The organism is Rugamonas sp. DEMB1, from assembly GCF_029834475.1.
GTDB classification, from domain to species: Bacteria; Pseudomonadota; Gammaproteobacteria; order Burkholderiales; family Burkholderiaceae_D; genus Rugamonas; species Rugamonas rubra.
The window spans coordinates 5,652,287-5,677,658 of the sequence record NZ_CP122407.1 but is presented as its reverse complement, the minus strand read 5'-3'; the positions used below and the strand labels follow the sequence as shown (position 1 = coordinate 5,677,658).

Below are 25,372 nucleotides of genomic sequence, written 5' to 3'. Positions count from 1 at the left end.
CATTTCTATTTCAAAATAAATTGAAAAAGAAATTGCGTTTACCTTGTTGTTGTTCTAAGCTTGATCTCAATGCGTGGCGAGTGGAGTGACGCCGCATTGACTGAGCAGTGATCTGAATGCAATCCAAAAAACTAAAACGGAGACAACATCATGCAAGGTTTCAAACGTAGGGCAGCGGTGAAGACGGCGGTGCGGTGCGCGGTGGCGCTGGCCATGGGCCTGGCCGCCGCAGGCAGCCAGGCGGCGGGCGAGAAGTTCGTCCTGGTCAGCCACGCGCCGGACTCGGACTCGTGGTGGAACACCATCAAGAACGCGGTGAAACAGGCCGGCGAGGACTTCAACGTCACCGTCGACTACCGCAACCCGCCGAACGGCGACCTGGCCGACATGTCGCGCCTGATCGAACAGGCGGCGGCGCGCAACTACGACGGCGTGGTCGCCAGCATCGCCGACTTCAGCGTGCTGCAAAAGCCGCTGGCGCTGGTGGTGGCGAAGAAGATCCCGTTGGTCACCATCAACTCCGGCACGCTGCAGCAGAGCGAGCAGGTTGGCGCGCTGATGCACGTCGGCCAGCCCGAATACGACGCCGGCATGGGCGCCGGCGCCAAGGCCAAGGCGGCCGGCATCAAGTCCTTCGTCTGCGTCAACCACTACGCCACCAACCCCTCGTCGTTCGAGCGTTGCCGTGGCTTCGCCGACGCGCTGGGCGTCGACTACAAGGCCGCCACGCTGGACACCAACGGCATCGACCCGAGCGTCATCGAGAGCAAGGTGTCCGCCTACCTGCGCACCAACCCGGGCACCCAGGCGGTTCTGGCGCTCGGTCCCGATTCGGCCGTGCCGGCGTTGCGCGCGGTGGAGAAAATGGGCCTGAAGGGCAAGCTGTGGTTCGCCACCTTCGACCTGTCGGAGGACATCTCCAAGGGCATCAAGGACGGCAGCATCAAGTTCGCCATCGACCAGCAGCCCTACCTGCAAGGCTACATCCCGATCGCCGTGATGGCCATCATGAAGCAGGACAAAACCACCGACCTGGCCAAGGTCAAGGCCAAGTTGATGGCCAATCCGAAGTTCCAGGCGCGCCTGGCCGAGTACGGCCTGTCGCCTTCCTACGGCGTGCGCCACATCGGTTCCGGTCCCGGCTACGTCACCCGCGAGAACATCGCCAAGGTCGAGAAGTACGCTGGTCAGTATCGTTAATTTCTGAGTCCGCAGCCGGGCGCGCGCCATGCGCCCGCCCGGCCCGCCGCGCCGCCCCGCGCCGGCACAGTAAAAAAAGGAAGATGTCATGAGTGCAGTCAAATCCGGCGTGAGCCCGGCGATGTTCGCCGGCGCGCCCAAAGCAGCAGCCCCCAATCCCCCGCCGGCCGCGCCCAACCCGGGCCCGGCCGCCAACGCCGACGAGCGCGTCGGCCAGGTCAGCCGCATCGGCCGCCTGTTCAGCCGCCCCGAGTTCGCCTCGATCTCCGGCGCCGTGCTGGTGTTCGCCTTCTTCGGCCTGGCCGCCGGCGACTCCGGCATGTTCAACCTGGACGGCATCATCAACTGGTCGCAGGTCGCCGCCTACCTCGGCCTGATCGCCATCGGCGCCTGCCTGCTGATGATCGCCGGCGAGTTCGACCTGTCGATCGGCTCGATGATCGGCTTCTCCGGCATGATGATCGCCATCCCCTCGGTCTACTTCCACTGGCCGCTGTGGCTGGCCATCTGCTTCGCCTTCGCCGGCTCGATGGCGCTGGGTTGGCTCAACGGCTACCTGGTCATCAAGACCAAGCTGCCGTCCTTCATCGTCACGCTGGCCTTCCTGTTCATCCTGCGCGGCCTGACGCTGGCGCTGTCGATCATGTTCGCCAACCGCACCATCGTCAGCGGCGTCGGCGAGCTGGCGCAGCACGACTGGATGGCCAGTCTTCTGTTCCAGGGCAACGTCGGCGTCGACCTGTTCCGCTGGATGGGCCAGGCCGGCTGGATCGCCGTGCTGGACGGCGGCGAGCCGCTGGTCAAGGGCATCCCCAAGGTGATCGTCTGGTGGCTGGCGCTGGCCCTGGGCGGCGGTTTCGTCCTGTCGCGCACCCGCTTCGGCAACTGGATCTTCGCCGTCGGCGGCGACGCCAACGCGGCCAAGAACGTCGGCGTGCCGGTGCGCCTGGTGAAGACCTCGCTGTTCGTGTTGACCGCCTTCTGCGCCTGCCTGTTCGCCACGCTGCAAGTGTGCGACGTCGGTTCGGCCGCCGCCGACCGCGGCATGCAGAAGGAGTTCGAGGCGATCATCGCGGCCGTTATCGGCGGCTCGCTGCTGACCGGCGGCTACGGTTCGGTGGTCGGCGCCTGCTTCGGCGCGCTGATCTTCGGCGTGGTCCAGATCGGCATCACCTACACCAACATCAACTCGGACTGGTTCCGCGTCTTCCTCGGCGTGATGCTGCTGATCGCCGTGCTGTTCAACCGATATGTGCGCAGCCGCGTCACGGAAGCGAGATAAGTCATGAGCGAATATATTCTTGCGCTGGAAAATGTCAGCAAACGTTTCGGCTCGGTGATCGCGCTGCAAAACGTGACGATGCGCCTCAAGCAGGGCGAGGTGCACTGCCTGCTGGGCGACAACGGGGCCGGCAAGTCGACCCTGATCAAAACCCTGGCCGGCGTGCACCAGCCGACCACCGGCCAGTACCTGGTCGACGACCAGCCGGTCAGCTTCGGCTCGCCGCGCGAGGCGCTGGACATGGGCGTGGCCACGGTCTACCAGGATCTGGCGCTGGTGCCGCTGCTGTCGGTGGCGCGCAATTTCTTCATGGGCCGCGAGCCGATGAAGAAGCTGCTCGGCTTCCTGCCGGTGATGGACATGGACTACGCCGCCACCACCGCGCGCGACAAGCTGGCCGAAATGGGCATCATGGTGCGCGACCCGCACCAGGCCATCGGCACCATGTCGGGCGGCGAGAAGCAGTGCCTGGCCATCGCCCGCGCCATCCACTTCGGCGCCCGCGTGCTGATCCTCGACGAGCCGACGGCGGCGCTGGGCGTGAAGCAGTCGTTCAACGTGCTCAAGCTGATCCACAAGGCGCGCGAGCGCGGCATTTCGGTGATCTTCATCACCCACAACGTGCACCACGCCTATCCGATCGGCGACTCCTTCACCCTGCTCAACCGTGGCAAGTCGCTCGGCACCTACACCAAGGAGACCGTCAGCAAGGACGAGCTGCTGGACATGATGGCCGGCGGTGCCGAGATGCAGACGCTGATGAGCGAACTCGATGGCGTGACCATCTGATGTACGGGAACTAAACACAAGGCGCAACCATGAACAACACCACACAATTCGCCGCCAACCGCGCGCTCGACCTGATCTGCCTTGGCCGTCTGGCGGTCGACCTGTACGCCCAGCAGATCGGCGCCCGGCTGGAGGACGTCACCAGCTTCGCCAAGTACCTGGGCGGCTCCTCGGCCAACATCGCCTTCGGCAGCGCGCGCCTGGGCCTGCGCTCGGCCATGCTGTCGCGCGTCGGCGACGACCACATGGGCCGCTTCCTCACCGAGACGCTGCAAGCCGAGGGCTGCGACACCAGCCACGTTTCGGTCGACCCGGAGCGGCTCACCGCCATGGTCACGCTGGGCCTGAAGGACCGCGACACCTTCCCGCTGATCTTCTACCGCGAGAACTGCGCCGACATGGCGATCCGCAGCGAAGACGTCGACGAGGCCTACATCGCGTCGAGCCGCGCGCTGCTTATCACCGGCACCCACTTTTCGACGGCCGCGATGCACCAGGTGAGCAGCCAGGCGCTGGCCCACGCCCGCCGCAACAAGGTGCGCACCGTGCTCGACATCGACTACCGCCCGGTGCTGTGGGGCTTGTCGCCGCGCGCCGACGGCGCCACCCGCTTCGTCTCGAACGACGGCGTGACCCGCCACCTGCAGGGCATCCTGCCGCTGTTCGACCTGGTGGTCGGCACCGAGGAGGAGTTCATGATCGCCGGCGGCGGCGCCGACATCATCGCCTCGCTGGCGGCGGTGCGCGCCGCCACCCCGGCCACGCTGGTGGTCAAGCGCGGCCCGCTGGGTTGCGCCGTGATCGAGGGCGCGATTCCGGCCAGCCTGGACGCCGCCTTCAACTACCAGGGCGTGCAGGTCGAGGTGATGAACGTGCTGGGTGCCGGCGACGCCTTCCTGGCCGGCTTCCTCAGCCAGTGGCTGCGCGGCGCCGACTACACCGCCTGCTGCCGCAGCGCCAACGCCTGCGGCGCCCTGGTGGTGGCGCGCCACGCCTGCGCGCCGGCGATGCCGACGCCGGCCGAGCTGGACTACTTCCTGGCCAACGCCGCGCGCCTGCAACGGCCCGGCGAGGACGCCCAATTGAACCGGCTGCACCGCGTCACCGCGCGGCGCGCGCAATGGGACGAGCTGTGCGTGTTCGCCTTCGACCACCGCAACCAGTTCTTCGACATGGCGCAGCAGCTCGGCGCCGACGAACAGCGCGTGCCGCGGTTGAAGCAGCTGCTGGTGCAGGCCGTGGCGCAGACCGAGGCGGCGCTGCAACTGGCCGGCGGCACCGGCGTGTTGATCGACGACCGCTACGGCGCCGAGGCGCTCAACGCCGCCACCGGCCGTGGCTGGTGGATCGGCCGTCCGGTCGAGCTGCCCGGCTCGAATCCGCTGGTGTTCGACTGGGGCCGCTCGATCGGCTCGCACCTGGTCAGCTGGCCGAAGGAGCACGTCATCAAATGCCTGGTGCAGTTGCACCCGGACGACCAGGTGGAAAACCGCCTGGAGCAGGAGGCCCAGGTCAAGGCGCTGTACGACGCCGCCCAGATCAGCGGCCATGAACTGCTGCTGGAGGTGATCCCGTCGAAGGCCATGGCGGCCAAGCCGGACACGGTGCTGCGCGCCGTCAAGCGCTTGTACAACATCGGCGTCTACCCGGAGTGGTGGAAGCTGGAGCACATGGACGAGAACCAGTGGCGCGCCATCGACGCGCTGGTGCAGGAGCGCGACCCGTACTGCCGTGGCGTGGTGCTGCTCGGCCTGCACGCCAGCATCGACGAGCTGGCGGCCAGCTTCCAGGCCTCGCGCCACAGCGGCACCTGCCGTGGCTTCATGGTCGGCCGCACCATCTTCCACGCGCCGAGCACGCGCTGGCTGGCCGGCCAGATCGACGACGCCGCGCTGATCGCCGAGGTGCGCGCCAATTTCGAAAGTCTGATCCGCATCTGGCGCCAAACCCGGCAAGTGGGCCGCCAAGCCGGCAGCCAACAGGGCATGGAGCGTGCGGCATGAACGCGGCCAAGGGCAAGACCATACGCCTGACCATGGCGCAGGCGCTGGTGCGCTACCTGGCCGCGCTGCGCGTGGCCACGCCGGACGGCGGCCAGGAGGCGCTGTTCGGCGGCGCCTTCGCCATTTTCGGCCACGGCAACGTGGCCGGTCTGGGCGAGGCGCTGTACCAGGAACGCGCCAGCTTCCCCACCTACCGCGCCCACAACGAGCAGGGCATGGCGCACGCCGCCATCGCCTACGCCAAGGCGCACATGCGGCGGCGCATGATGGCGGTGACCACCTCCATCGGCCCCGGCGCCACCAACCTGCTGACGGCGGCCGCGCTGGCCCACGTCAACCGCCTGCCGGTGCTGCTGCTGCCGGGCGACGTGTTCGTCTCGCGCGCGCCCGATCCAGTGTTGCAGCAGCTGGAGGACGGCGGCGACGGCAGCGTTTCCGTCAACGACGCCTTCAAGCCGCTGTCGCGCTACTTCGACCGCATCATCTATCCCGAGCAGCTGCTGACGGCGCTGCCGCGCGCCATCGCCGTGCTGATCGACGCGGCGCAGTGCGGCCCCGTCACGCTGGCGCTGCCGCAGGACGTGCAAACCATGGCCTACGACTACCCGGTCGAGTTCTTCAATCCGCCGCTGGTGCGCTTCCGCACCGTGCAGCCGGACTTGGAGGACATGGCGGCCGCCGCCGCGCTGCTGGGCCAGGCGCGCCAGCCGCTGATCGTGGCCGGCGGCGGCGTGCTGTACGGCGAGGCCGGCGCCGCCTTGCGCGCCTTCGCCGAGAAGCACGGCATTCCCGTCGCCGAAACGCAGGCCGGCAAGGGCGCGCTGCCGTGGGACCACCCGCTGCAACTGGGCGCCATCGGCGTGACCGGCTCGCCGGCCGCCAATCTGATGGCCGGCCAGGCCGACCTGGTGCTGGCCGTCGGCAGCCGCTTGCAGGACTTCACCACCGGCTCGAACACGCTGTTCGCTTCGGCCAAGCTGGTCAGCCTGAACGTCAACGCCTTCGACGCGCTGAAGCGGCGCGGCCAGGCCGTGTTGAGCGACGCCCGCGTCGGCCTCGAGCTGCTGTCGGCCATGCTGGGCGACTGGAAGGCGGGCGAGGGCTGGACCGCGCGCGCCCAGACCCAGTCCAACGAGTGGCGCGAGACGGTGGCGGCGATCACGGCGCGGCGCTTCGTCGCGCTGCCCTACGACGGCGAGGTGATCGGTGCGGTGCAGCGCTCGGCGGCCGATTCGACCACGCGCGACATCGTGGTCTGCGCCGCCGGCACGCTGCCGGCCGAGCTGCACAAGCTGTGGCGCACCGCCACGCCGGGCGGCTACCACATGGAGTACGGCTATTCGACCATGGGCTACGAGGTGGCCGGCGGCCTGGGCGTGAAGATGGCCAAGCCGGATGCCGAGGTGATCGTCATGGTCGGCGACGGCAGCTACCTGATGATGAACTCGGAGCTGGCCACCTCGGTCATGCTGGGCAAGAAGCTGATCGTCGTGCTGCTGGACAACCGGGGCTACGGTTGCATCAACCGGCTGCAACAAGCGGTCGGCGGGGCGCCGTTCAACAATATGTTCGACGACTGTTTGCAGGCCGGCCCCGGCATGCCGCAGATCGACTTCGCCATGCACGCCAAGTCGCTCGGCGCGCTGGCCGAGAACGTCAAGACCATCCCGGAGCTGGAGGCGGCGCTGGCGCGCGCCCGCGCGGCCGACCGCAGCTACCTGGTCTGCATCGACACCGATCCTGCCCGCACCACCAGCGAGGGCGGCTGCTGGTGGGAGGTGGCGGTGCCCGAGGTGTCGCAACGCGAGCAGGTGCGCCAGGCGCGCCAGGCCTATGAACAGGACAAGTCAGCACAAAGGAAAAAGCAATGAAGACCATCAGCAAACCATTCCAGGTCAAGATCGGCATCAACCCGATCTCGTGGATGAACGACGACCTGCCGTCGCTGGGCGGCGAGACGCCGCTGGAGACGGCCCTGAGCGAGGGCGCCGAGATCGGTTATCGCGGTTTCGAGCTGGGCAACAAGTTCCCCAAGGAGCCGGCCGCGCTGCGCGCCGTGCTGGGCAAGTACAACCTGGAGTGCATCTCCGGCTGGTATTCGGGCCGGCTGGCCCACGCCGGGCGCACGGTGGAGCAGGAGATCGAGGCGGTCGGGCCGCACCTGCGCCTGCTGGCCGAAAACGGCGCCACGGTGATGGTCTACGGCGAGGTGGCCGACGCCATCCAGGGCGAGGCGCAGCCGTTGTACAAGCGTCCCCGTTTCACCAGCGCGGCGCAGTGGCAGGCCTATGCCGACAAGATGACCGCCTTCGCCGGCTACACTTTGCAGCACGGCGTTCGGCTGTCCTACCACCACCACATGGGCGCCTATGTCGAGTCGCCGGCCGACGTCGACCAGTTGATGGCGCTCACCGGCCCCGAGCTGGGCCTGCTGTTCGACAGCGGCCACATGACCTTCGGCGGCGGCGACGCTGTGGCGGTGCTGAAGAAGCATATCGGCCGCGTCTCGCACGTGCACTGCAAGGACGTGCGGCCGGCGGTGACCAAGCTGGCGCGCAACGGCAACTGGACCTTCCTGCAATCGGTGATGAACGGCGCCTTCAGCGTGCCGGGCGACGGCTGCATCGACTTCGCCGGCGTGCTGCAACTGCTGTACCAGCACGACTACCAAGGCTGGCTGGTGGTGGAGGCCGAGCAGACCCGGCGGTGGCGCCGAGCTACCAGTACGCGCAGATGGGCTTCGAGCATTTACAGACGCTGGTGCGCCAAATCGAGCAAGCCGGGGTGGCGGCATGAACCTGCTGGTCAAGGCCCGGCGCGAGGGCCGCGAGATCGTCAGCGTGACGCCGCAATCGGCCGGCTGGGACTACGTCGGCTTCGCCGCCCACCGGCTCGACGACGGCCAGGCGCTGTCGCTGCAAACGGGGGAACGCGAGTACTGCATCGTGGTGTTGTCCGGCGTGGTCAGCGTGATGGCCGGCGAGGACTGCTGGCGCGACATCGGCGGCCGCGCCAGCGTGTTCGACGACAGCGCGCCGTATGCCGTCTACATCCCCGGCGGCCGCGCGGTCAGCGTGCTGGCCAGCGGCGCGGCCGAGGTGGCCTTGTGCAGCGCGCCGGCCGGCGACGCCAGCCTGCCGGCGCGCCTGATCGAGCCGGCCTCGATGAAGCGCTCGGTGCGCGGCAGCGGCAGCAACACCCGCTACGTCTGCGACATTTTGCCGCACACCGAGCCGGCGGCGCACCTGCTGGTGGTCGAGGTGCGCACGCCGAGCGGGCACTCGTCGAGCTACCCGCCGCACAAGCACGACGTCGACAACCTGCCGCTGGAAAGCTCGCTGGAGGAGACCTACTACCACCGCATCGACCCGCCGCAGGGCTTCGCCTTCCAGCGCGTCTACACCGACGCGCGCGACATCGACCAGTCGATGGCGGTGGAAAACCACGACGTGGTGATGGTGCCGCGCGGCTACCACCCGGTGGTCATGCCGCACGGCTACCAGGGCTACTACCTGAACGTGATGGCCGGCCGCACCCGCGAATGGCATTTCAAGAACGACCCGGCGCACGAATGGATGATTGAGCGCTAATCCTACTATCTCTGCTTGAGCGTTGACCCCGCACCCCGGCCACCGGGGTCAGACCCCGTACGGGGTCTGACCCTCCTGCCGCATTGCGGGGTAGGGGCCGGCAATCCGCACACTACTTTTAAGGTCCACACCACCATGACTACCACCCTCCCCACCATCGGCCACTTCATCGCCGGCCGCCACATCACACCGTCGGAAGGCCGCGCCAGCGAGGTCTTCAACCCGGCCTTAGGCGCCGCCACGGCGCGCGTCGCGCTGGCCGACGAGGCCGCGCTGGAGCAGGCCGTCGCCGCCGCCCACGCCGCCTTCCCGGCCTGGGCCGCCACCTCGCCGCTGCGCCGTTCCCGCGTCATGTTCAAGTACAAGGAGCTGCTGGAGAAGAACGCCGACCGCCTGGCCCGCCTCATCACGGCCGAACACGGCAAGGTGTTCACCGACGCCAAGGGCGAGGTGCAGCGCGGCATCGAGGTGGTCGAGTTCGCCTGCGGCATTCCGCAGCTGCTCAAGGGCGAGATCACCGAGCAGGTCGCCAACGGCATCGACGCCTGGACCGTGCGCCAGCCGCTCGGCGTGTGCGCCGGCATCACGCCGTTCAACTTCCCGGTGATGGTGCCGATGTGGATGTTCCCGATGGCCCTGGCCTGCGGCAACACCTTCATCCTCAAACCGTCCGAGCGCGACCCCTCGGCGGCGCTGCTGCTGGCCGAGCTGCTGCAGGAGGCCGGCCTGCCGGACGGCGTGTTCAACGTGCTGCAGGGCGACAAGCAGGCGGTCGACGGCCTGCTGCAGCATCCGCAGGTGAAGGCCATCAGCTTCGTCGGCTCGACCCCGATCGCCGAGTACATCTACGCCACCGGCAGCGCGCGCGGCAAGCGGGTGCAGGCGCTGGGCGGCGCCAAGAACCACATGGTGGTGATGCCGGACGCCGACCTGGAGCAGACCGTCGACGCGCTGATGGGCGCGGCCTACGGCTCGGCCGGCGAGCGCTGCATGGCGATCTCGGTGGTGGTGGCGGTGGGCGGCGTGGCCGACCGCCTGGTCGAGGCGCTGGCGCCGCGCGTGCGCGCGCTGAAGATCGCCGAGGGCTCCGACCTGGCCGCCGAAATGGGGCCGGTGGTGACGCGCCAGCACAAGGACAAGATCGTCGACTACATCGGCCAGGGCGTGGCGGCCGGCGCCAGGCTGGTGGTCGACGGGCGCGGCTTCGTGCTGCCCGGCCACGAGCAGGGCTACTTCCTCGGCGGCACGCTGTTCGACCATGTGACGCCGGAGATGACGGTGTACCGCGACGAGATCTTCGGCCCGGTGCTGTGCGTGGTGCGGGTGGCCGATTTGGCGGCGGCGATCGAGCTGGTCAACTCCCATGAATACGGCAACGGCACGGCGATCTTCACGCGCGACGGCAACACGGCGCGCGAGTACGGCTTCCGCATCGAGGTGGGCATGGTCGGCATCAACGTGCCGATCCCTGTGCCGATGGCCTTCCACAGCTTCGGCGGCTGGAAGCGCAGCCTGTTCGGCGACCACCACGCCCACGGCCCGGAGGCGGTGCGCTTCTACACGCGGCAGAAGGCGCTGACCCAGCGCTGGCCGAACAGCATCGCCGGCGGCGCCGAGTTCGCCATGCCGACTTTGAAGTAATCCAGGGCGCCGGCAGCGGCGCCATGCAGCGGCGGCGGCACCTTCGCCGCCCCCCACAACGCGCCGCCGCACCCGTCTCGGGCGCGGCGGCGCTGTCACGTCCTGCCCCCAACGCCGCCGGTACGGCGCGACAGAAACATGCCCAGCACGCGCGAGAATAACAGCCATCGGCCGGCGTGGACATCGGCCGGATAGCGTGAAGAGTAACTAGACATTCCGGAATATTGCGCCGGCCCGCCGGCGGGCCGAGAATGGCTGTTGCGGCACGCATCGGCGAAGCCGTCGCCGCCCCGCTGCGTTATATACCCAACGCTACAGCGCCGGCGCGACCACTGCGCACCGACCACCACCTGCGAGAGGACTGCCTTGAACCACGCCCCGACCCCCATGGAGGCGGCCCCACTCCGGCCGCAGGCCGAGGCCGCGCCGTTGACCGCGCCGTTGACCGATACGCTGCTGCCGGTCGCCGTCGCGGCGGTGCTGCGCCACGCCCGCGAGGGCAGCCTGCCGCTGTTCGCCCGCACGCTGGGCCTGCCGCAGGCGGAGCTGTTGGCGCTGGTCGCCGATTGTCTGCCGGGGCAGCCCGACAACATGCCCATCCCGGCCAGCAAGTACGCCGCGCTGGCCGAGCACGCGCCGGTGGTGTTCCACGAGCTGGTCGCGTTGCTGCGCGCCGGCGCCACGCCGGGCGGCGACGCGCGCCGCGCCGGCTGGCTGGCGCGCGCCGTCGGCGCCGCCTGCATGGGGCGGCGCCACCTGTGGCAGGATCTCGGTCTGGCCGGGCGCGACGAGGTGTCGGCGCTGCTGCGCCACTACTTCCAGCCGCTGTACGCGGCCAACACGGACGACATCAAGTGGAAGCGCTTCCTGTTCGAGCAGCTGGGCCGCACGCTGGGCCGGCCGGGCCTGAGGCCGCCCGGCTGCGGCTGCTGCGAGCAGGTCGACGCCTGCTTCGGCGCCAAGCCGGCCGCCGCGGAGGACGCGGCGGACTAGTCGGGGAAGCGCTCGTTGATGGCCAGCGCCTTGTCGATGTTCTGGCACAGCAGCTCGACGTAGACCGGGTCCAGGTGGTGGCCGGAGACCTCGCGCAGGTGCTCGACGACGCGCTCGATCGGCCAGGCCTCCTTGTAGCAGCGCTTGTGCATCAGCGCGTCGAACACGTCGGCGACGGCGACGATGCGGGCGTAGAGGTGGATGTCGTGGCCCTTCAGGCCCTGCGGATAGCCGCTGCCGTCGAACTTCTCGTGGTGCTGGTGGGCGATGACGGCGGCCGCCTTGAGGATCGGCCGCTGCGAGCCGTCGAGGATGGACAAGCCGACCGCCGGGTGCTGCTTCATGATCTCCCATTCGGCCGCGTCGAGCTTGCCCGGCTTGAGCAGCACCGCGTCCGGCGTGGCGATCTTGCCGATGTCGTGCATCGGCGCGGCGTGGCGCAGCACGGCGGCGTCGTCGTCGGGCATGCCGGCGGCGCAGGCCAGCAGGTGGCAGATCTCGGACATGCGGCGCACGTGGTTGCCGGCCTCGTTGGAGCGCGATTCGACGACGTCGCCCAGGCGCAGGATCAGCTCGGCCTGGGTGTCGGTGATCTCCTGGGTCAGCAGGATGTTGTCGAAGGCGATCGCCACGCCCGAGCAGAACACCTCGAGCAGCTTGGCGTCGATCTCGGAGATCTCGTCGACGCCCTTGAGCACCAGCAGCGAGGCCTTGCCGCTGCTGTTGGGGAAGTAGCCGATGTAGGTGTCGCCCTGCAGGCGCGAGATCTTGTTGCTCTTGGCCGCGTCGAGCTGGGCCAGCACGTCGGCGCTGAGCATGGTGGCGTCGTCGTCGCCGATCTGCGCCAGGATCTCGTAGTCGTTCTCGCCGCTGATGGCGGTGGCGCCGCGCAGGCGCAGCAGCATGCTGTTCTCCAGCCGCAGCAGGGCCACCACTTGTTGCAGCAGGCCGCCGGCGAAGTCCTTCAGGTTGCGCTGCTGGAAGATGTGGGCCGAGGCGGCGATCACCCGCTCGAGCCCCTCGCGGTAGTTGAGCTGGGCGCGCCTGGCCTCCTCGACCTTCATGATGTCGCGGTAGGCGCGCAGCGCGGCGAAGGTGGTGGTGAACAGCTTGGTGCGGTCGAGCTCGGTCTTTTCCTTGTAGTCGTTGATGTCGTAGTTGACGATCACGCGCTCCTCCGGCGCCTGGCCGGGCTGGCCGGTGCGCAGCACGATGCGGGTGAACTGGTTGTCCAGGTTCCTCGCGCATCCAGCGCGCCACCTCCAGGCCGCTGTCCTCCTTTTCCATCACCACGTCGAGGAAGACCAGGGCGATGTCGCTCTCGCGCGCCAGCACCTGCTTGGCCTCGGCGCCGCTGTAGGCGTGCACGAAGCTCAGGGCGCGGCCGTCGAGGCGGAAGCGGGTCAGGGTGAGCTTGGTGATGTCGTGGATGTCGGGCTCGTCGTCGACTAGCAGGACTTTCCAGGGCGCTAACTTGGGCGAGGCTGAGGACAAAAAGGACATAGGGGCAAGTTCCGCAAAATGGCTCAAAAACGCAATGCTAAAAGGCGCTGATCGATAGGGGAGGACCGGTTGTGGCAAAGCCGCGTGCGGATGCCGGGCACACGTTTTCGATTGTAGTCCGACCCACGAATATTAACAACAGGCAATAATGTTTCCATCCCGCCGGCGCCGGAATGGGGCCGTGCGACAACACTTTCATATCGTTTAAGCTAATTAATTTTGCAACATGCGGGCAGAAGTAACAATACTTCGTTTTTGGAAAGATTGCTATCGTGGAGCAAAAGATTTTGCCGCACGGATGTAAAAAAGCCCGCGGCGAGCGACGGCTCGGCGCGGGCGCAGGCGGGGACGCCTGGCGGGGAGGGGCGGCTGGCGCCCCGCCCGGGTTCTACTGGAGGCTTACTTCAGCGTCGGCAGGCCGGTCAGGTAGCCGACGGCGGCGCCGAAGCGGTCGCGGTAGTTGGCGCGCACCAGCGGATCGAGGGTCTCGACCACCTTCGAGTGCAGGCCGCCGGTGATCTTGCCGCTGGCGTCCTTGCTCACCTCCCAGTCGCCGACGTGCTGGAAGTTGCTCATGATGTAGGCGAAGCCGTTGATGTCGTCGACCGCGTGCAGGCCGGTCGACTCGGCGCCGGCCGGGGCCGACATCAGGCGGGTCAGCGCCTTGGTGTCGACGTTGTAGGCCCACAGGAAGTTGTTGACGTGCAGGCCGCTATCCTCGCCGATGAACAGGGTGCGCAGCTTCTCGGAGAACTTGATGTTGTCCGGGTTGGCGACCTTGTCGGCGTGGGCCAGGTTGCCCAGCGCGTCAGGGGTGGCCAAGTCCTCGCCGACCAGGGCCGGCACGGCGGCCATGTCGACCGGCACCCAGTCGGAGTCGATGGCGCTGCCGCCGACGTCCTTCTGGCCGCCCTTCAGGTTCAGCGCGTAGACGACGCCGGCGTTCGGGCCCTTGATCGAGATGCCGCCGGAGCCGTCCTTCATGGCGCCGCTGATGTAGGCCATGGCCGAGTAGGCGATCTTGTCCTTGGCGTTAACGGTGGTGCCTTCCATCTTGGTGAAGCCCAGGCTGCCGCCCTTGAAGGCGGCGTAGCGGTGGGTTTCCAGGAAGGCTGCGGCCTTCTCCTTGCCCGGCGCGAACTTGACCCAGTTCGACTTGCCGCCGAAAGGGATCTTGGTGTAGCTGGCGTCGGCCGGGTCGGCGGTCTTGGCGCTGACGATGTCGGCCGCCTTCAGGGTGTCGGCCAGGGCCTTGATCTCGGCGCTGGTGGCGCTGCCCAACTTGATCCAGGTCAGGTCGGCCGAGCCGCCGTTGTCGGCCGTCTTCTGCGCCCACTTGGCGACGTACAGGGTGCCCGAGGACAGGTCGCGCGCCTTGTCGGCGATGAACATGAACAGGCCGCCGTTGGTGGCGTCGTCGCCCATCAGCGCGGTGCGCTCGTCGGGCATGACCTGGACCAGCTCGTGCGAGATGCGGCCCATGCAGTAGTGCTTCTTGCAGCTGCCGGTGCCGTCCGGGTTGACGGTGATCTCCGGCATGTGGCCGTAGTGGTAGGGGTTGGCCTTGGCGGCGTCGCCGTACAGGTTCGTGCTGAAGGCGGCGAACTGGCTGTTCTTCTCGATGACGGTGGCGTCCGGCTCGTACTCTTCGCTCGACAGGTGGGTGTTCCACGGCGAGCGGCTGGCGCCGCAGGTGATCCACAGGCCGTTGGCCGGGCTGGTGTCGACGTTGTGGTACTTGACCAGGGTCAGCGCGCCGGTGGTCTTGTCCTGGTCCAGCGTCAGCACGGCGATCGGCGACGGCAGCATGCCGTACATCGAGTCGCCCTTGACGTTGCGGGTGGCGTATTCGAACTGCACCACGGCGAACACGGTGTTGCCCTTGACGCCGGCGACGCTCGGCGCGTCCAGTTTCAGCAGCGAGGTGCCGTCCGGGCAGTCGGAGAAGAAATGGCGCTTGTTCGGCTCGGTGACGTCGACGATGGGCTTGTTGTTGATGTCGTAGAAGCCGCCCGACAGGGTGGTGCCGCCTTTGCCGTCCGGCACCTGGGCGCCGGTGACGAAGAAGGTTTCATATTTCAGGTTGTAGGCTTGCTTGGAGCCGTCGCTGAAGGTGGCCGACAGGGCCGAGCCGACGGTGGTCGTGGCCATCTGGGCGGCGTTGGCCAGGCCGGGGGCGCTCATTGGCGAGAAGGTGACCGAGCTCAGCGTGACCGGGGTCGGCGGCGGCACGACGGCCGCGGCGGCGGAATCGCCGCCGCAGCCGGCCAGCAGATAGGAAGCGCCGCTCGCGCCGGCCAGCGGCAGCAGAGGCGCGCCGGACAGGAATTTGATCATACGGCGGCGGGACAGATCGAGAGACTCGCTCATGGGAAGGTAATCCTGGGTTAGTGTTGGCCATGTCATGTGCCGCGCGGCGTCGGCTGGCGGCTTCATGCGAGGTGGTGGCGCACCTCGACGAGCGAGATGATAGTTTGCCGATATGACATCTTCGTGACATTGGTAACAAAGCGCGTCGGTTCCGGCCCGGCGTGGCGAAACGCGCTATATTGGGACGCTGGTTTTGTTACCGACGAAGAGGAAGATGCCATGCGCACCACTACATCAACCCTGTTGGGCGCGCCGCTGCTGCTGTGGGCCTTGTTGGCCGGCGCCGGCGCGCGCGCCGACGTCAACATCCATTATGTCGAGCCGGAGCGCTTCAGCGACGTGCCGTTCTCGCCGGTCGAGCGCGAGCGCGTGCTCAAGCAGTTGTCCGAGCATCTCGCCAAGCTGGGCCGCCAGTTGCCGGCCGGCCAGACCCTGAAGGTGGAGGTGCTCGACGTCGACCTGGCCGGCCGCATGTATCCGCGCCGTGGCGGCGACGAGATCCGCGTGATGAACGGCGGCGCCGACTGGCCCCGCCTGCACCTGCGCTACACGCTGGAGGCCGGCGGCCAGCTGCTGCGCAGCGGCGACGACGAGCTGAGCAATATGAACTACCAGGACCGCATCAGCCGCTATGGCGGCGACGACGCGCTGCGCTACGAGAAGCAGATGCTCGACGAGTGGTTCGCCAAGCGCTTCGCGCCGGCCGGCCGCGGCTAGCCGCCGGCGCCGCTCGGGCCGGCGCCGGCGCCGCCGGCTACAGCCGCTCGGCGAGGAACAGCAGGCTGTTGCCGTGCGCCTGGGCGGCGGCGCGCTGCTGGTAGCCGGCGCGGTGGCCGCAGTTGAAGCCGTGCTCGGCCTGCGGGTAGAGGTGGATCTCGACGTCCTCGTTGGCGGCGAAGCGCTCGGCGATGCTCTTCACGGCGGCGGCGGGAATGTGGCTGTCCTCGGCGCCGAAGTGCAGCTGCAGCGGCACGGCCAGGCGCGCCGCCTGCTCCAGGCAGTGTTGGATGCCGCCGCCGTAGTAGGCCACGGCGGCGTCGACCACGCCGTCGCAGGCGGCCAAGAAGGACAGCCGGCCGCCGAAGCAGAAGCCGAGCGCGGCGATGTTGGCGCCGACGCCGGGGCGGGCGCGCAGCGCGGCGGCGGCCAGCGCGATGTCGGCGCGGGCCAGCGCCACGTCGCAGGCGTTCATCAGGGCGACGGCGCGCTGCCAGCCGGCGTCGTCGTAGCCGAGCTCGATGCGCGGACCCTGGCGCCAGAACAGGTCGGGCGCCAGCACCACGTAGCCGTCGGCGGCGTACTGGTCGGCCACCGCGCGGATGTGCTCGTTAACCCCGAAGATCTCCTGCAGCAGCACGATGCCGGGGCCGCCCCGGCCGCCGTGCGGCAGCGCCAGGTAGGCCTGGAAGGGGCCGTCGGGTGAGTTGATGGTGAGCCATTGGCTGCTGGTCGGCATGGTCGGTCCTCGCGGTTGGAAAGAACGTCCATGCTACCGCAGATGGGGCCGCGCCGGCGCGGCATTCGGCCCGCCTCAATACACCTCGCGCAGATACAGCACCGGGCCGCTGCGGTAGACGCCGAACACGATGTGTCCAGGCGCGCTGGGTGCGCTGGGCAGGAAGGGCAGGATGTTGATGTGGCTGGCGTCGCCGTCGCGGATCGGGTTGTTGGCGTCGCTGATCCAGATGTCGACGGCGCCGCTGCCACCGGGAGGGCGCAGCATCACCCTGGCGTCGCCGCTGGTGAAGCGCAGCACGGACGCGGCCTGCAGGCCCAGCAAGGTGCCGTTGCAGGTGCCGGGTGGGGCGCCGGCCAGCTGCAGCTTGCCCTGGCAGTTGGCGAAGCTGAGGGTGTTCAGCGTGTAGCCGGTCTGGTTGTTGTCCAGGCTGTTGTAGACATAGTTTGCGCCGTTCCAGTACTGGGCGCGCAGCGTCAGCGGCATCGGCGAGCTCTCCGAGCCGTAGCCGGCGCTGACCAGCAGGCGGCCGCTGAGCACGCGCAGGGCTGGCTCGAGCGAGGCGGCGCCGCGCGCAGAGCTGGCCAGGTCGCTGTCGGCGGCGCGCAGGTAGAGCGTGGTCGGCGCCGACAGCTTGCTCTTCTGGTCCGGCGCCGGGTCGATCGAGGAAAACTTGTAGCTCAGCGCGGTGCCGGCGAGGCCGCCGCTGAATACTCCGGCGCCGGGGCTGACCGGCTCGACGCCGGCGGCGATGCTCTCGTCGACGCGGCCGGCGCCGCTCGGCGTGGTCGGCGGGTTCTTGTCGCCCGGCGCCAGCGAGCCGGCCGCCCGCCAGCCGCTGAAGTCGACCTTCTTGGCCAGCGCGCCCTGGTAGTTCTTCATCAGGTTGGCGCTGTTGTCGACGGCCGCGCCGCCGTAGGCCGCCACGCTGATGGCGAAGGGCTGGTGCGAGTAGACGCTGGGCACCTCGTTGGCCGCGCAGCTGGCCGGGGTGGCGCACATCGGCACGCCCTTGGCCGGAGCGGCGAGGACGACGTTGAAATGGTCGGGGATGAAGCGGCCGACGTTGGCCGTGCCGGTGGTGCGGAAGCTGGCGGCGCCGGCGCCCAGGTAGCCGCTGGTATTGACCAGCGTGGCCGTCAGGCTGAACACGCCGACGGCGTTCCAGCTGGTCGAGGCGACGCTGGCGACGCCGTTGCCCATGGCGCCGAAGTTGCTGCTGAGGCCGGGGTTGTCGGCGCTCGGGTACGTGACGGGGTTGGGCGCGACCAGGGCCTGGCTCAGGGTGTAGCTTTCCGCCGGGCTCTCCTTGCCGAAGTTGGTGGTCACCTTGCCGTTCTTGTTGACGGCCGACAAGGTCATCGAGAACGCCTCGCCGGCCTTGATGAAGGCGGGGCCGGCCACGGCGGCCGCGGCGGCGAAGGCGTAGGCGGCGGGCGTGCCGGCGACGACGCCGGCCGGCAGCGGCGTGACGACGGCCGGGTTGGTCTTGCCCGGCGCCGCCGTCTGTTTCATTGCGAAGGTGAAGCGGTCCGGCGCCACCGTCACGCTGGTGCTGCCGACGACGACCAGGCCGGCGTCGGCGTACTTGGCGTTGATGCTGAGCTTGCCGGCCTCGGCGTACTGCAGCGGGGTGCTGGCCTGGCCGTTGGCGTTGAACGCCAGCGTCAGATTCTGCCCGGCGGCGCTGCAGGCCGAGCTGGCGTTGGCGGCCAGCGGCGTGCCGCCCAAGCCCAACAGCAGCGGCACCGGCGCGGCGTTGGCGGCGACCGGGTTGGTGTAGCCGCAGCTGAAGTTGATGCTGCGCGACAGGCCGGCGAACAGCGGCACGCAGGACGGGTTGTTGCCGACCTTTTGCAGGGCGCTGACCGACAAGGTTTGCGGCGTGTCGGCGATGTGGTCGGGCACGCTCAGGCTCAGGCCGGTGTCGGAGAACTGCATCGCGCAACTGCTGTTGTTGGCGCCGGTGTTGACGCAGACGGTGCCGAGGCCGGCCGTGGTGACGGCCAGCGTGGCCGTGCCGGCCGTGCCCTGCTTGACGCTGGCGGCGTTGTTGACGCCGCCGCTGATGGTGAAGGTGGCGCCGCCCGGGCTGAGCGTGACGGCGGTGCTGGCGCTGTAGTGCGGCGGCGTGCAGGCGGCGTTGGCGCAGGCGGTCAGCGCCACCGTCTGCGGCTGGCAGGTCAGGCCGGTGCCGGGGTGGCTGATCTGGATGTGGTGCGGACCGGACGGCGGCGCCGGGCCGCACACCGGGCCGGGCGCGCTGCCGTTGGTCGGGTAGCCGCTGTTGTTGGTGACGCAGCTGCAACCGGCGGCGCCCGCCCCGGTGCAGCGGATGATTTTGCCGACGCGGTCGTGGTGGTTGAGGACGATGGAGTTGACCGTGGCGTTGCCGGTGATGATGCCGTTGGCCGCGTGCATGGTCACGTTGCGCGCCACCAGGTCGCCGTCGATGGTGTTGTTCGAGCCCATCGTGACGTCGCCGGTGACGTTGACGTTGCCGGTGATGACGCCGTTGGCCGGGTCCATGGTCAGCGCGCCGGCATTGACGTTGCCGGTCACCTCGTCGCCCGAACCCATCACCAGTTCGGTGCTGGCGGTGATGTTGCCCCTCACCGAGCTCTGCGCCGGCCGCAGCGTGACGGTCGGGGCGACGATGTCGCCGACCACGTCGCTGCCCGAGGCCAGCTCGAAGGAGACGCTGGCGCGGATGCTGCCGCTCAGCGAGAAGTGGGCGCCGCTGGTGACGACGCTGCCGGAGACGGCGCCGACGACCACGCTGTGGGAGGCGAAGTCGATCGGTCCGCTGCAGGTCAGCGAGCCGGTGATCCGGGTGGCCGAGCCGGTGCCGATCTGCATGCTGGCCGCCGTGACGTCGGCGACGATGCTCTGCGCCTGGGCGCCGATCGAGAACTTGCCGCCGGCCACCAGCGTGCCGCCGCTGATCTGCAGATTGTCCGACTTGATGTTGCCGATGTTCAGGTCGCCGTCGCTGCGCAGGCTGGCGCTGCCGCTCATCGCCAGTTGCTGGTTGTTGTCGAAGTTGAGCGAGCCGGTCACGCTGACGGTATAGCCGCTGGCGATGGCGATGTCCTGGTTGGTCGGCAGCGTGGCGCAGTTGTAGGTCCGGCTGGCCGCCGTGTAGCCGCAGCCGGCGACGGCGCCGCCGGCGAAGTTGAGGGCGGCGTGCGCCGGGGCGGCCAGCCAGGCCAGGGCCAGCAGCAGGGCCAGGCGCAGTGTCAGCGTCGCCCGGCGCGAAAGGGAAATTGTCATGGAGTCACCTAGGAATGCCTGGGTGAATTATAGGCCCAATCATTTCCCTTGCCGTGTGGCATTTCCAACACGCCGCAGCGGAAAATCGCGGGGCCGGGGCCGGCGGGGCCGTCGCCGGCCCCGGCGCGGCGCCCGATCCGTGCTAATCTTTTGCTTTGATTTGGCTTCGACCATGGCTGTTTCGACCCGTCCCCCCGATCCCGCCGCCGCCGCGCCGGCGTCCGCCCCCGCGCCGGCCTCCGCGCCGCCGGCGCGCAGCCGGCCGGTGTTGCTGGCGCCGGTGGCGCTGGCGCTGCTGTGCGGCCTGGGCGCCACCGCCGCCCTGTTCTGCGGCGCCCGCCAGCTCGAGCAGGACAAGCTGGCGCTGGCCTTCGAGCAGCGCGCCCACGCCCGCCTGCAGGCGCTGCAGGAGGGCGTCAACAACGCCATCGCCGGCCTGCGCGCCGTCAACCAGCTGTTCGCCAGCGCGCCGCAGGTGACGCGCCAGCAGTTCCGCCTGTTCGTCCAGCCCATCCTCGAGCGCTACCCCTACACCTACGGCATCAGCTACGCGCGCTACCTGCCGCAGGCGCAGCGGCCGGCCTTCGAGGCCGGGCTGGCGGCGCGCATGCCGGGCCGGGCCATGACCGAGATGCGCGACGGCCGCGCCGTGGCGGCCGGCCAGCGCAGCAGCTACTGGGTGATCGACTACATCGAGCCGGCGGCCGGCAACGAGGCCGCCTTCGGCCTCGACACCGCCTATCCGCAGGCCGGCAACGTCTCGCGCGAGCGCGCCTACGACACCGGCCTGCCGCTGGCCGGCGCGCTGATCGAGCTGGCGCAGGGGCCGGCGCCGCGGGTCGGCGTGATCGTCTCGATGCCGGTGTACCGCTACGGCGCCGTGCTGGCCGACGTGGCGGCGCGCCGCAGCGCGCTCGAGGGCGAGACCAACATCGTCCTGCGCCCCAACGACCTGGTGCGCAAGATCTACGCCGCCGCCGGCCTGCTCGGCGCGCCCGGCGTCAACCAGCGGGTCTACGCCGCCGACCGCGAGGACGCCGCCAGCCTGGTGTTCGAGGAGATCGCCGCGGCCGAGCCGGCGCCGGCGGCGCCGCTGCGCTGGTTGTACCCGGCGCCGGCGGCGCGTTCCGTGCAGCGCCTCGACCTGGCCGGCAAGCCCTGGCTGCTGGTCGGCTGGGCCAGCCCGCGCTGGGCCGCCGCCGACCACCTGGCCTCGCTGGCCACGCTGGCGCTGGGCCTGGTGCTCAGCCTGCTGGGCGCCGCGCTGGTGCAGGCGCTGGTCTGGCGCAACCGCCACATCCAGCGCCGCGTCGAGTTGCGCACCGTCCAGCTGAAGCGGCTCAACCAGACGCTGCTGCTGCGCGAGCGCGCCATCGAGTCGAGCACCAACGCCATCGTCATCACGGCGGCGGCGCCGCACAACCCCATCGTCTACGTCAACCCGGCCTTCGAGCGCATCACCGGCTACAGCGCCGCCGAGGTGCTGGGCAAGAGCCCGCGCCTGCTGCACGGCTACGACCTGGAGCAGCAGGGCGCCGCCGAGATCCGCGCCGCCATCCGCGAGCAGCGCGACGGCCACGCCGTGGTGCGCAACTACCGCAAGGACGGCGCCATGTTCTGGAACGACATCTACATCTCGCCGGTGCGCGAGGCCGACGGCGCCATCCACCATTTCGTCTCGATCCAGCACGACATCAGCGCCGTCAAGGCCTACGAGAGCGAGCTGCACCACCAGGCCACCCACGACGCCCTGACCGGCCTGCCCAACCGCGCGCTGATGAAGGACCGCCTGCGCCAGAGCCTGCACCTGGCGGCGCCCAAGGGCGAGACGCTGTGGGTGGTCTCGCTCGACCTCGACCACTTCAAGTTCGTCAACGGCCGCCTCGGCCACCAGGGCGGCGACCGCCTGCTGCAGGCGGTCGCCGAGCGCCTGCTGGCCGGCGTGCGCCCGGTCGACACGGTGGCGCGCCTCGGCGGCGACGAGTTCGTGCTGTTGCTGCTGCCCGAGCAGGGCGCCGGCTGCCCGCGCGGCGACGAGGTGCAGCGCCTGCTGGCCGCGCTGGCCGCGCCGCTGGTGGTCGACGGCCAGCAGCTGTTCGTCACCTGCAGCGCCGGCGTGGCGGTCTACCCGGCCGACGGCGGCGAGCCGGCGCAGCTGCTCGAGCGGGCCGACATCGCCATGCACCGCGCCAAGGAGCTGGGCCGCAACAACTACCAGTTCTTCACCGCCGCCATGAACGAGCAGCTCGGCGAGCGCCTGCGCATCGAGGGGGCGCTGCGCAGCGCGCTGGAGCGGCGCGAGTTCGTGCTGCACTACCAGCCGCAGATCGACGTGCTCAGCGGCCGCATCTTCGGCATGGAGGCGCTGATCCGCTGGCAGCACCCGGAGCTGGGCATGGTGGCGCCGAGCCGCTTCATCGGCCTGGCCGAGGAGACCGGCCTGATCCTGCCGATCGGCGCCTGGGTGCTGCGCACGGCCTGCCTGCAGCTGCTCGAATGGCAGCGCGGCGGCCGCGCCGGGCTGCGCATCGCCGTCAACGTCTCGGCGCGCCAGCTGGCCGGGCCGGGCTTCGTGCAGACGGTGGCCGGGCTGCTGGCCGAGACCGGCCTGGCGCCGCACTGCCTGGAGCTGGAGCTGACCGAGAGCTTCCTGATGCAGGACGTCGAGCACGCCATCGGCATGATGCACCAGTTGAAGCGCCTCGGCGTGCAGCTGGCCATCGACGATTTCGGCACCGGCTACTCCAGCCTGGCCCACCTGAAGCGCTTCGAGGTCGACGTGCTGAAGATCGACCAGACCTTCGTGCGCGACCTGGCGGTCGACCCGGACGACGCCGCCATCGTCGCCACCATCATCGCGCTGGCCGCCAACTTGAAGCTGGAGGTGATCTCGGAGGGTGTCGAGACGCAGGACCAGGTCGATTTTTTACGCCGCCACGGCTGCCGCCAGATGCAGGGCTACCACTTCGGCCGGCCGGTCGACGCCGCCGCCTTCGAGCAGCTGCTGCTGGCCGACGAGGCGCGCGCCCAACGGGGCGGCGGTGCGGGGGCGGACGGTGCGGCCGCGGTGGCCGAATCGTGCTAAGGTTGGCGCCGGCGGGCCGCGCGGGAAGCCCGGGCCGGGCCGGCCCGTGAAGTGAAGTGAAGTGAAGTGAAGTGAAGGAAAAAGCATGTCGAAAATATCGGTTTCAATCCAGCTGGCCGCCTCGGCCGACCGCGTCTGGCAGATGGTCGGCGGCTTCAACGGCATGCCCGACTGGTGCCGCTCGATCCGCAACAGCACGCTGCACGAGGGCGGCCGCGTGCGCCGGCTGGAGGCGGCCGACGGCGACATCATCGTCGAGCGCCTGGAGAGCTTCTCCGAACAGGAGCGCCGCTACAGCTACTCGATCGTCGCCTCGCCGCTGCCGGTGACCAACTACCAGGCCACCGTGCAGGTCGGCCCCGGCGAGGCCGACTGCCTGGTCGAGTGGTCGAGCACCTTCTACGCGGCGGCCGAGGACGAGGATCGCATAGGCGCCGCGCTGCGGCAGATCTACCAGGGCGGCCTGGACGACCTCAAGCGCGCGCTCGGCGCTTGAGGCGGACCCGCCCCGGTTCCCCGGCTACGCGGCGCCTCAGCGCTTGACCTTGCCGAAGGCGTCGCCCGCCTTCCAGCTCGGCCGGCTCGCGCCGTTGGCCAGCGCGTAGCCCAGGTTGAGGGTGAACTGGGCCTGCTGCAGCATGCCGCCCAAGTCCCAGTCGGCGTGGTACTCGTCGCTGACCTGGTGGTAGTCGTTCTTGAAGGCGACCAGGCGGGCGGCCGACTTCTGCGGCTGGTTGACGAAGTCGAAGTGGCCGTCGCCGGAGAACACCGCCGAGCCGACGTTGAAGGCCGGCACGCCGGCCTTGGCGAAGTTGAAGTGGTCGGCGCGGAAGTAGGCGCCCGACAGGTCGGGAATGGTCGGCGCCAGCTTCAGCCCCATCTTCTTGGCCACCTGGCCGGCGCTGGCGTACAGGCTGCTGCGCTCGGCGCCGGCGACGCCGATGTCGCGCGTCTTGCCGACGAAGTTCATGCTGTCCAGGTTCAGGTCGGCCAGGGTGTCCTTCAGCGGCCAGGCCGGCCGCGCCACGTAGGCGGCGCTGCCCAGCAGGCCCTGCTCCTCGGCCGCCGGCCACAGGAAGATCTGGCTGCGCTTGGCCGGGTGCTTGACCGCCTCGGCGGCCATGGCCAGCAGCGCCGCCGCGCCGGAGGCGTTGTCGATGGCGCCGTTCCAGGTGTGGTCGCTGGCGTCGTCGCGCCGCGTGCCCTCGTCCATGCCGAGGTGGTCCCAGTGCGCCGAATACACCACCGCCTCGTGTTTCAGTCTGGCGTCGCTGCCGGGAACCACGCCGAGCACGTTGAACTGCTCGACCTGGCGGATGGTGCTGCGCACCTCGGCGTGCACGGCGATGTTCAGCTCGACCGGGGTGAACTCGCGCGTTTCGGCGCGCGCCCGCATGGCGTCGAGGTCGTGGCCGGCGGCGGCGAACAGGGCGCGCGCGGCGTCCTCCTGCAGCCAGCCCTCGAGCGGGTTGCCGGCGCCGGCCAGGTGGAAGCGCTCGTGGCTGAAGCCGTTGGCCGGCACGCTCCACGGGTAGCTGGCCGAGGCCGTGGTGTGGATCAGCAGCACGCCGGCGGCGCCCTGGCGCACCGCCTCCTCGAACTTGTACAGCCAGCGGCCGTAGTAGGTGTAGGCCTTGCCGGCGAAGCGGTTCGGCTCGGCCTCGGTCGGCTGCGGGTCGTTGACCATCATGACCAGGATCTTGCCCTTCAGGTCGACGCCCTTGTAGTCGTCCCAGCGCTCCTCCTCGGCGCGCACGCCGTAGCCGACGAAGACCAGCGGCGCGTCGAGCCGCACGTCGCTCTTGCCGCCGGCGGTGCCGAAGACGATGTCCTTGCCGGGCAGCGGCGTGATGCTTTGGCGGCCGGCCTGGAAGGTGACCGCGCTGCCGGCCAGCAGCTTGCTGCCCTCGATGCGCACCGCCTGGCGGTAGCCGCCGGCCAGCAGCGGCTTGAGGCCGATCAGCGCCGCCTGGGTCTCCAGGTAGCGCACCGCCAGGTCGCCGCCGCGCTGGCCGGTGCCGCGTCCCTCGAACAGGTCGTCGGCCAGCAGCGACAGGTGGGCGCGCAGCGGCGCCTCGCTCAGCGCGGGGGCTTGCTGGGCCAGGACGGCGCTGCTGGACAGGGTCAGGCCGACGGCGAGGGCTAACAGGGAAGGGCGCATGGGGACTCCGAGATGTGTGGTTGGCG

The 25,372-nt window shown here is 69.4% G+C and carries 15 protein-coding genes and 2 pseudogenes; 12 read left to right on the top strand and 5 right to left on the bottom strand.

Annotation, left to right across the window (positions count from 1 at the left end; translation table 11 throughout):
• The first annotated feature begins 150 nt into the window (after positions 1-150).
• The 9 genes and pseudogenes from QC826_RS26125 (at position 151) to QC826_RS26085 (ending at position 11,498) form a co-directional block, all read left to right on the top strand.
• Positions 151-1,200, top strand: coding sequence for a sugar ABC transporter substrate-binding protein (locus tag QC826_RS26125; RefSeq protein WP_093389351.1), 1,050 nt, complete (start codon positions 151-153; stop codon positions 1,198-1,200).
• 121 nt (positions 1,201-1,321) lie between these two features.
• Complete coding sequence (locus QC826_RS26120) at positions 1,322-2,482, top strand: ABC transporter permease (protein WP_279766604.1); 1,161 nt, start codon at positions 1,322-1,324, stop codon at positions 2,480-2,482.
• 3 nt (positions 2,483-2,485) lie between these two features.
• Positions 2,486-3,271 carry an ATP-binding cassette domain-containing protein gene (locus tag QC826_RS26115; protein ID WP_279763089.1) on the top strand — a complete coding sequence of 262 codons (786 nt, stop codon included), beginning with the start codon at positions 2,486-2,488 and terminating at the stop codon, positions 3,269-3,271.
• Positions 3,272-3,300: 29 nt separating this feature from the next.
• Positions 3,301-5,274, top strand: coding sequence for a bifunctional 5-dehydro-2-deoxygluconokinase/5-dehydro-2-deoxyphosphogluconate aldolase (iolC, locus tag QC826_RS26110; protein ID WP_279763088.1), 1,974 nt, complete (start codon positions 3,301-3,303; stop codon positions 5,272-5,274).
• On the top strand, positions 5,271-7,145 hold the full coding sequence (iolD, locus tag QC826_RS26105) for a 3D-(3,5/4)-trihydroxycyclohexane-1,2-dione acylhydrolase (decyclizing) (RefSeq protein ID WP_279763087.1): 1,875 nt from the start codon (positions 5,271-5,273) through the stop codon (positions 7,143-7,145). Before iolC ends, iolD begins: the two co-directional genes overlap by 4 nt.
• Positions 7,142-8,070, top strand: a pseudogene (iolE, locus tag QC826_RS26100) (myo-inosose-2 dehydratase). The gene iolD and the pseudogene iolE overlap by 4 nt, the downstream one beginning before the upstream one ends.
• Positions 8,067-8,864: a 5-deoxy-glucuronate isomerase gene (iolB, locus tag QC826_RS26095; RefSeq protein WP_279763086.1), complete on the top strand. Its 798-nt coding sequence runs from the start codon at positions 8,067-8,069 to the stop codon at positions 8,862-8,864. Before iolE ends, iolB begins: the two are co-directional and overlap by 4 nt.
• 135 nt (positions 8,865-8,999) lie before the next feature.
• Entirely contained in the window at positions 9,000-10,505 is a 1,506-nt protein-coding gene (locus QC826_RS26090; RefSeq protein WP_279763085.1) for a CoA-acylating methylmalonate-semialdehyde dehydrogenase, read from the top strand.
• 366 nt (positions 10,506-10,871) lie between these two features.
• Positions 10,872-11,498, top strand: coding sequence for a nitrogen fixation protein NifQ (locus QC826_RS26085; protein WP_279763084.1), 627 nt, complete (start codon positions 10,872-10,874; stop codon positions 11,496-11,498).
• Here the strand turns inward: QC826_RS26085 and QC826_RS26080 are convergent.
• Positions 11,495-13,001: pseudogene (locus tag QC826_RS26080) on the bottom strand (DUF3369 domain-containing protein). The gene QC826_RS26085 and the pseudogene QC826_RS26080 overlap by 4 nt on opposite strands.
• 399 nt (positions 13,002-13,400) lie before the next feature.
• Positions 13,401-15,371, bottom strand: coding sequence for a PhoX family protein (locus tag QC826_RS26075; protein ID WP_279763083.1), 1,971 nt, complete (start codon positions 15,369-15,371; stop codon positions 13,401-13,403).
• Positions 15,372-15,590: 219 nt separating this feature from the next.
• Between QC826_RS26075 and QC826_RS26070 the strand changes: the two genes are divergently transcribed.
• Positions 15,591-16,088, top strand: a complete 498-nt coding sequence (locus tag QC826_RS26070; RefSeq protein WP_279763082.1) for a DUF3016 domain-containing protein — start codon at positions 15,591-15,593, stop codon at positions 16,086-16,088.
• A gap of 37 nt (positions 16,089-16,125) precedes the next feature.
• On the opposite strand, the gene QC826_RS26065 is transcribed toward QC826_RS26070, so the two are convergent.
• On the bottom strand, positions 16,126-16,827 hold the full coding sequence (locus QC826_RS26065) for a dienelactone hydrolase family protein (protein ID WP_279763081.1): 702 nt from the start codon (positions 16,825-16,827) through the stop codon (positions 16,126-16,128).
• 75 nt (positions 16,828-16,902) lie between these two features.
• Positions 16,903-20,100: a polymer-forming cytoskeletal protein gene (locus tag QC826_RS26060; RefSeq protein ID WP_279763080.1), complete on the bottom strand. Its 3,198-nt coding sequence runs from the start codon at positions 20,098-20,100 to the stop codon at positions 16,903-16,905.
• A gap of 172 nt (positions 20,101-20,272) precedes the next feature.
• Here QC826_RS26060 and QC826_RS26055 point away from each other — a divergent pair, with 172 nt between their 5' ends.
• Positions 20,273-23,185 (top strand): EAL domain-containing protein, encoded by a 2,913-nt coding sequence (locus QC826_RS26055; protein WP_279763079.1) that lies wholly within the window; start codon positions 20,273-20,275, stop codon positions 23,183-23,185.
• A gap of 85 nt (positions 23,186-23,270) precedes the next feature.
• The gene (locus tag QC826_RS26050; protein WP_279763078.1) at positions 23,271-23,681 is read left to right on the top strand and encodes an SRPBCC family protein; all 411 of its coding nucleotides are present in this window, start codon (positions 23,271-23,273) and stop codon (positions 23,679-23,681) included.
• Between the two features lie 36 nt (positions 23,682-23,717).
• On the opposite strand, the gene QC826_RS26045 is transcribed toward QC826_RS26050, so the two are convergent.
• Positions 23,718-25,346, bottom strand: coding sequence for a M28 family peptidase (locus QC826_RS26045; RefSeq protein WP_279763077.1), 1,629 nt, complete (start codon positions 25,344-25,346; stop codon positions 23,718-23,720).
• Positions 25,347-25,372 lie beyond the last annotated feature (26 nt).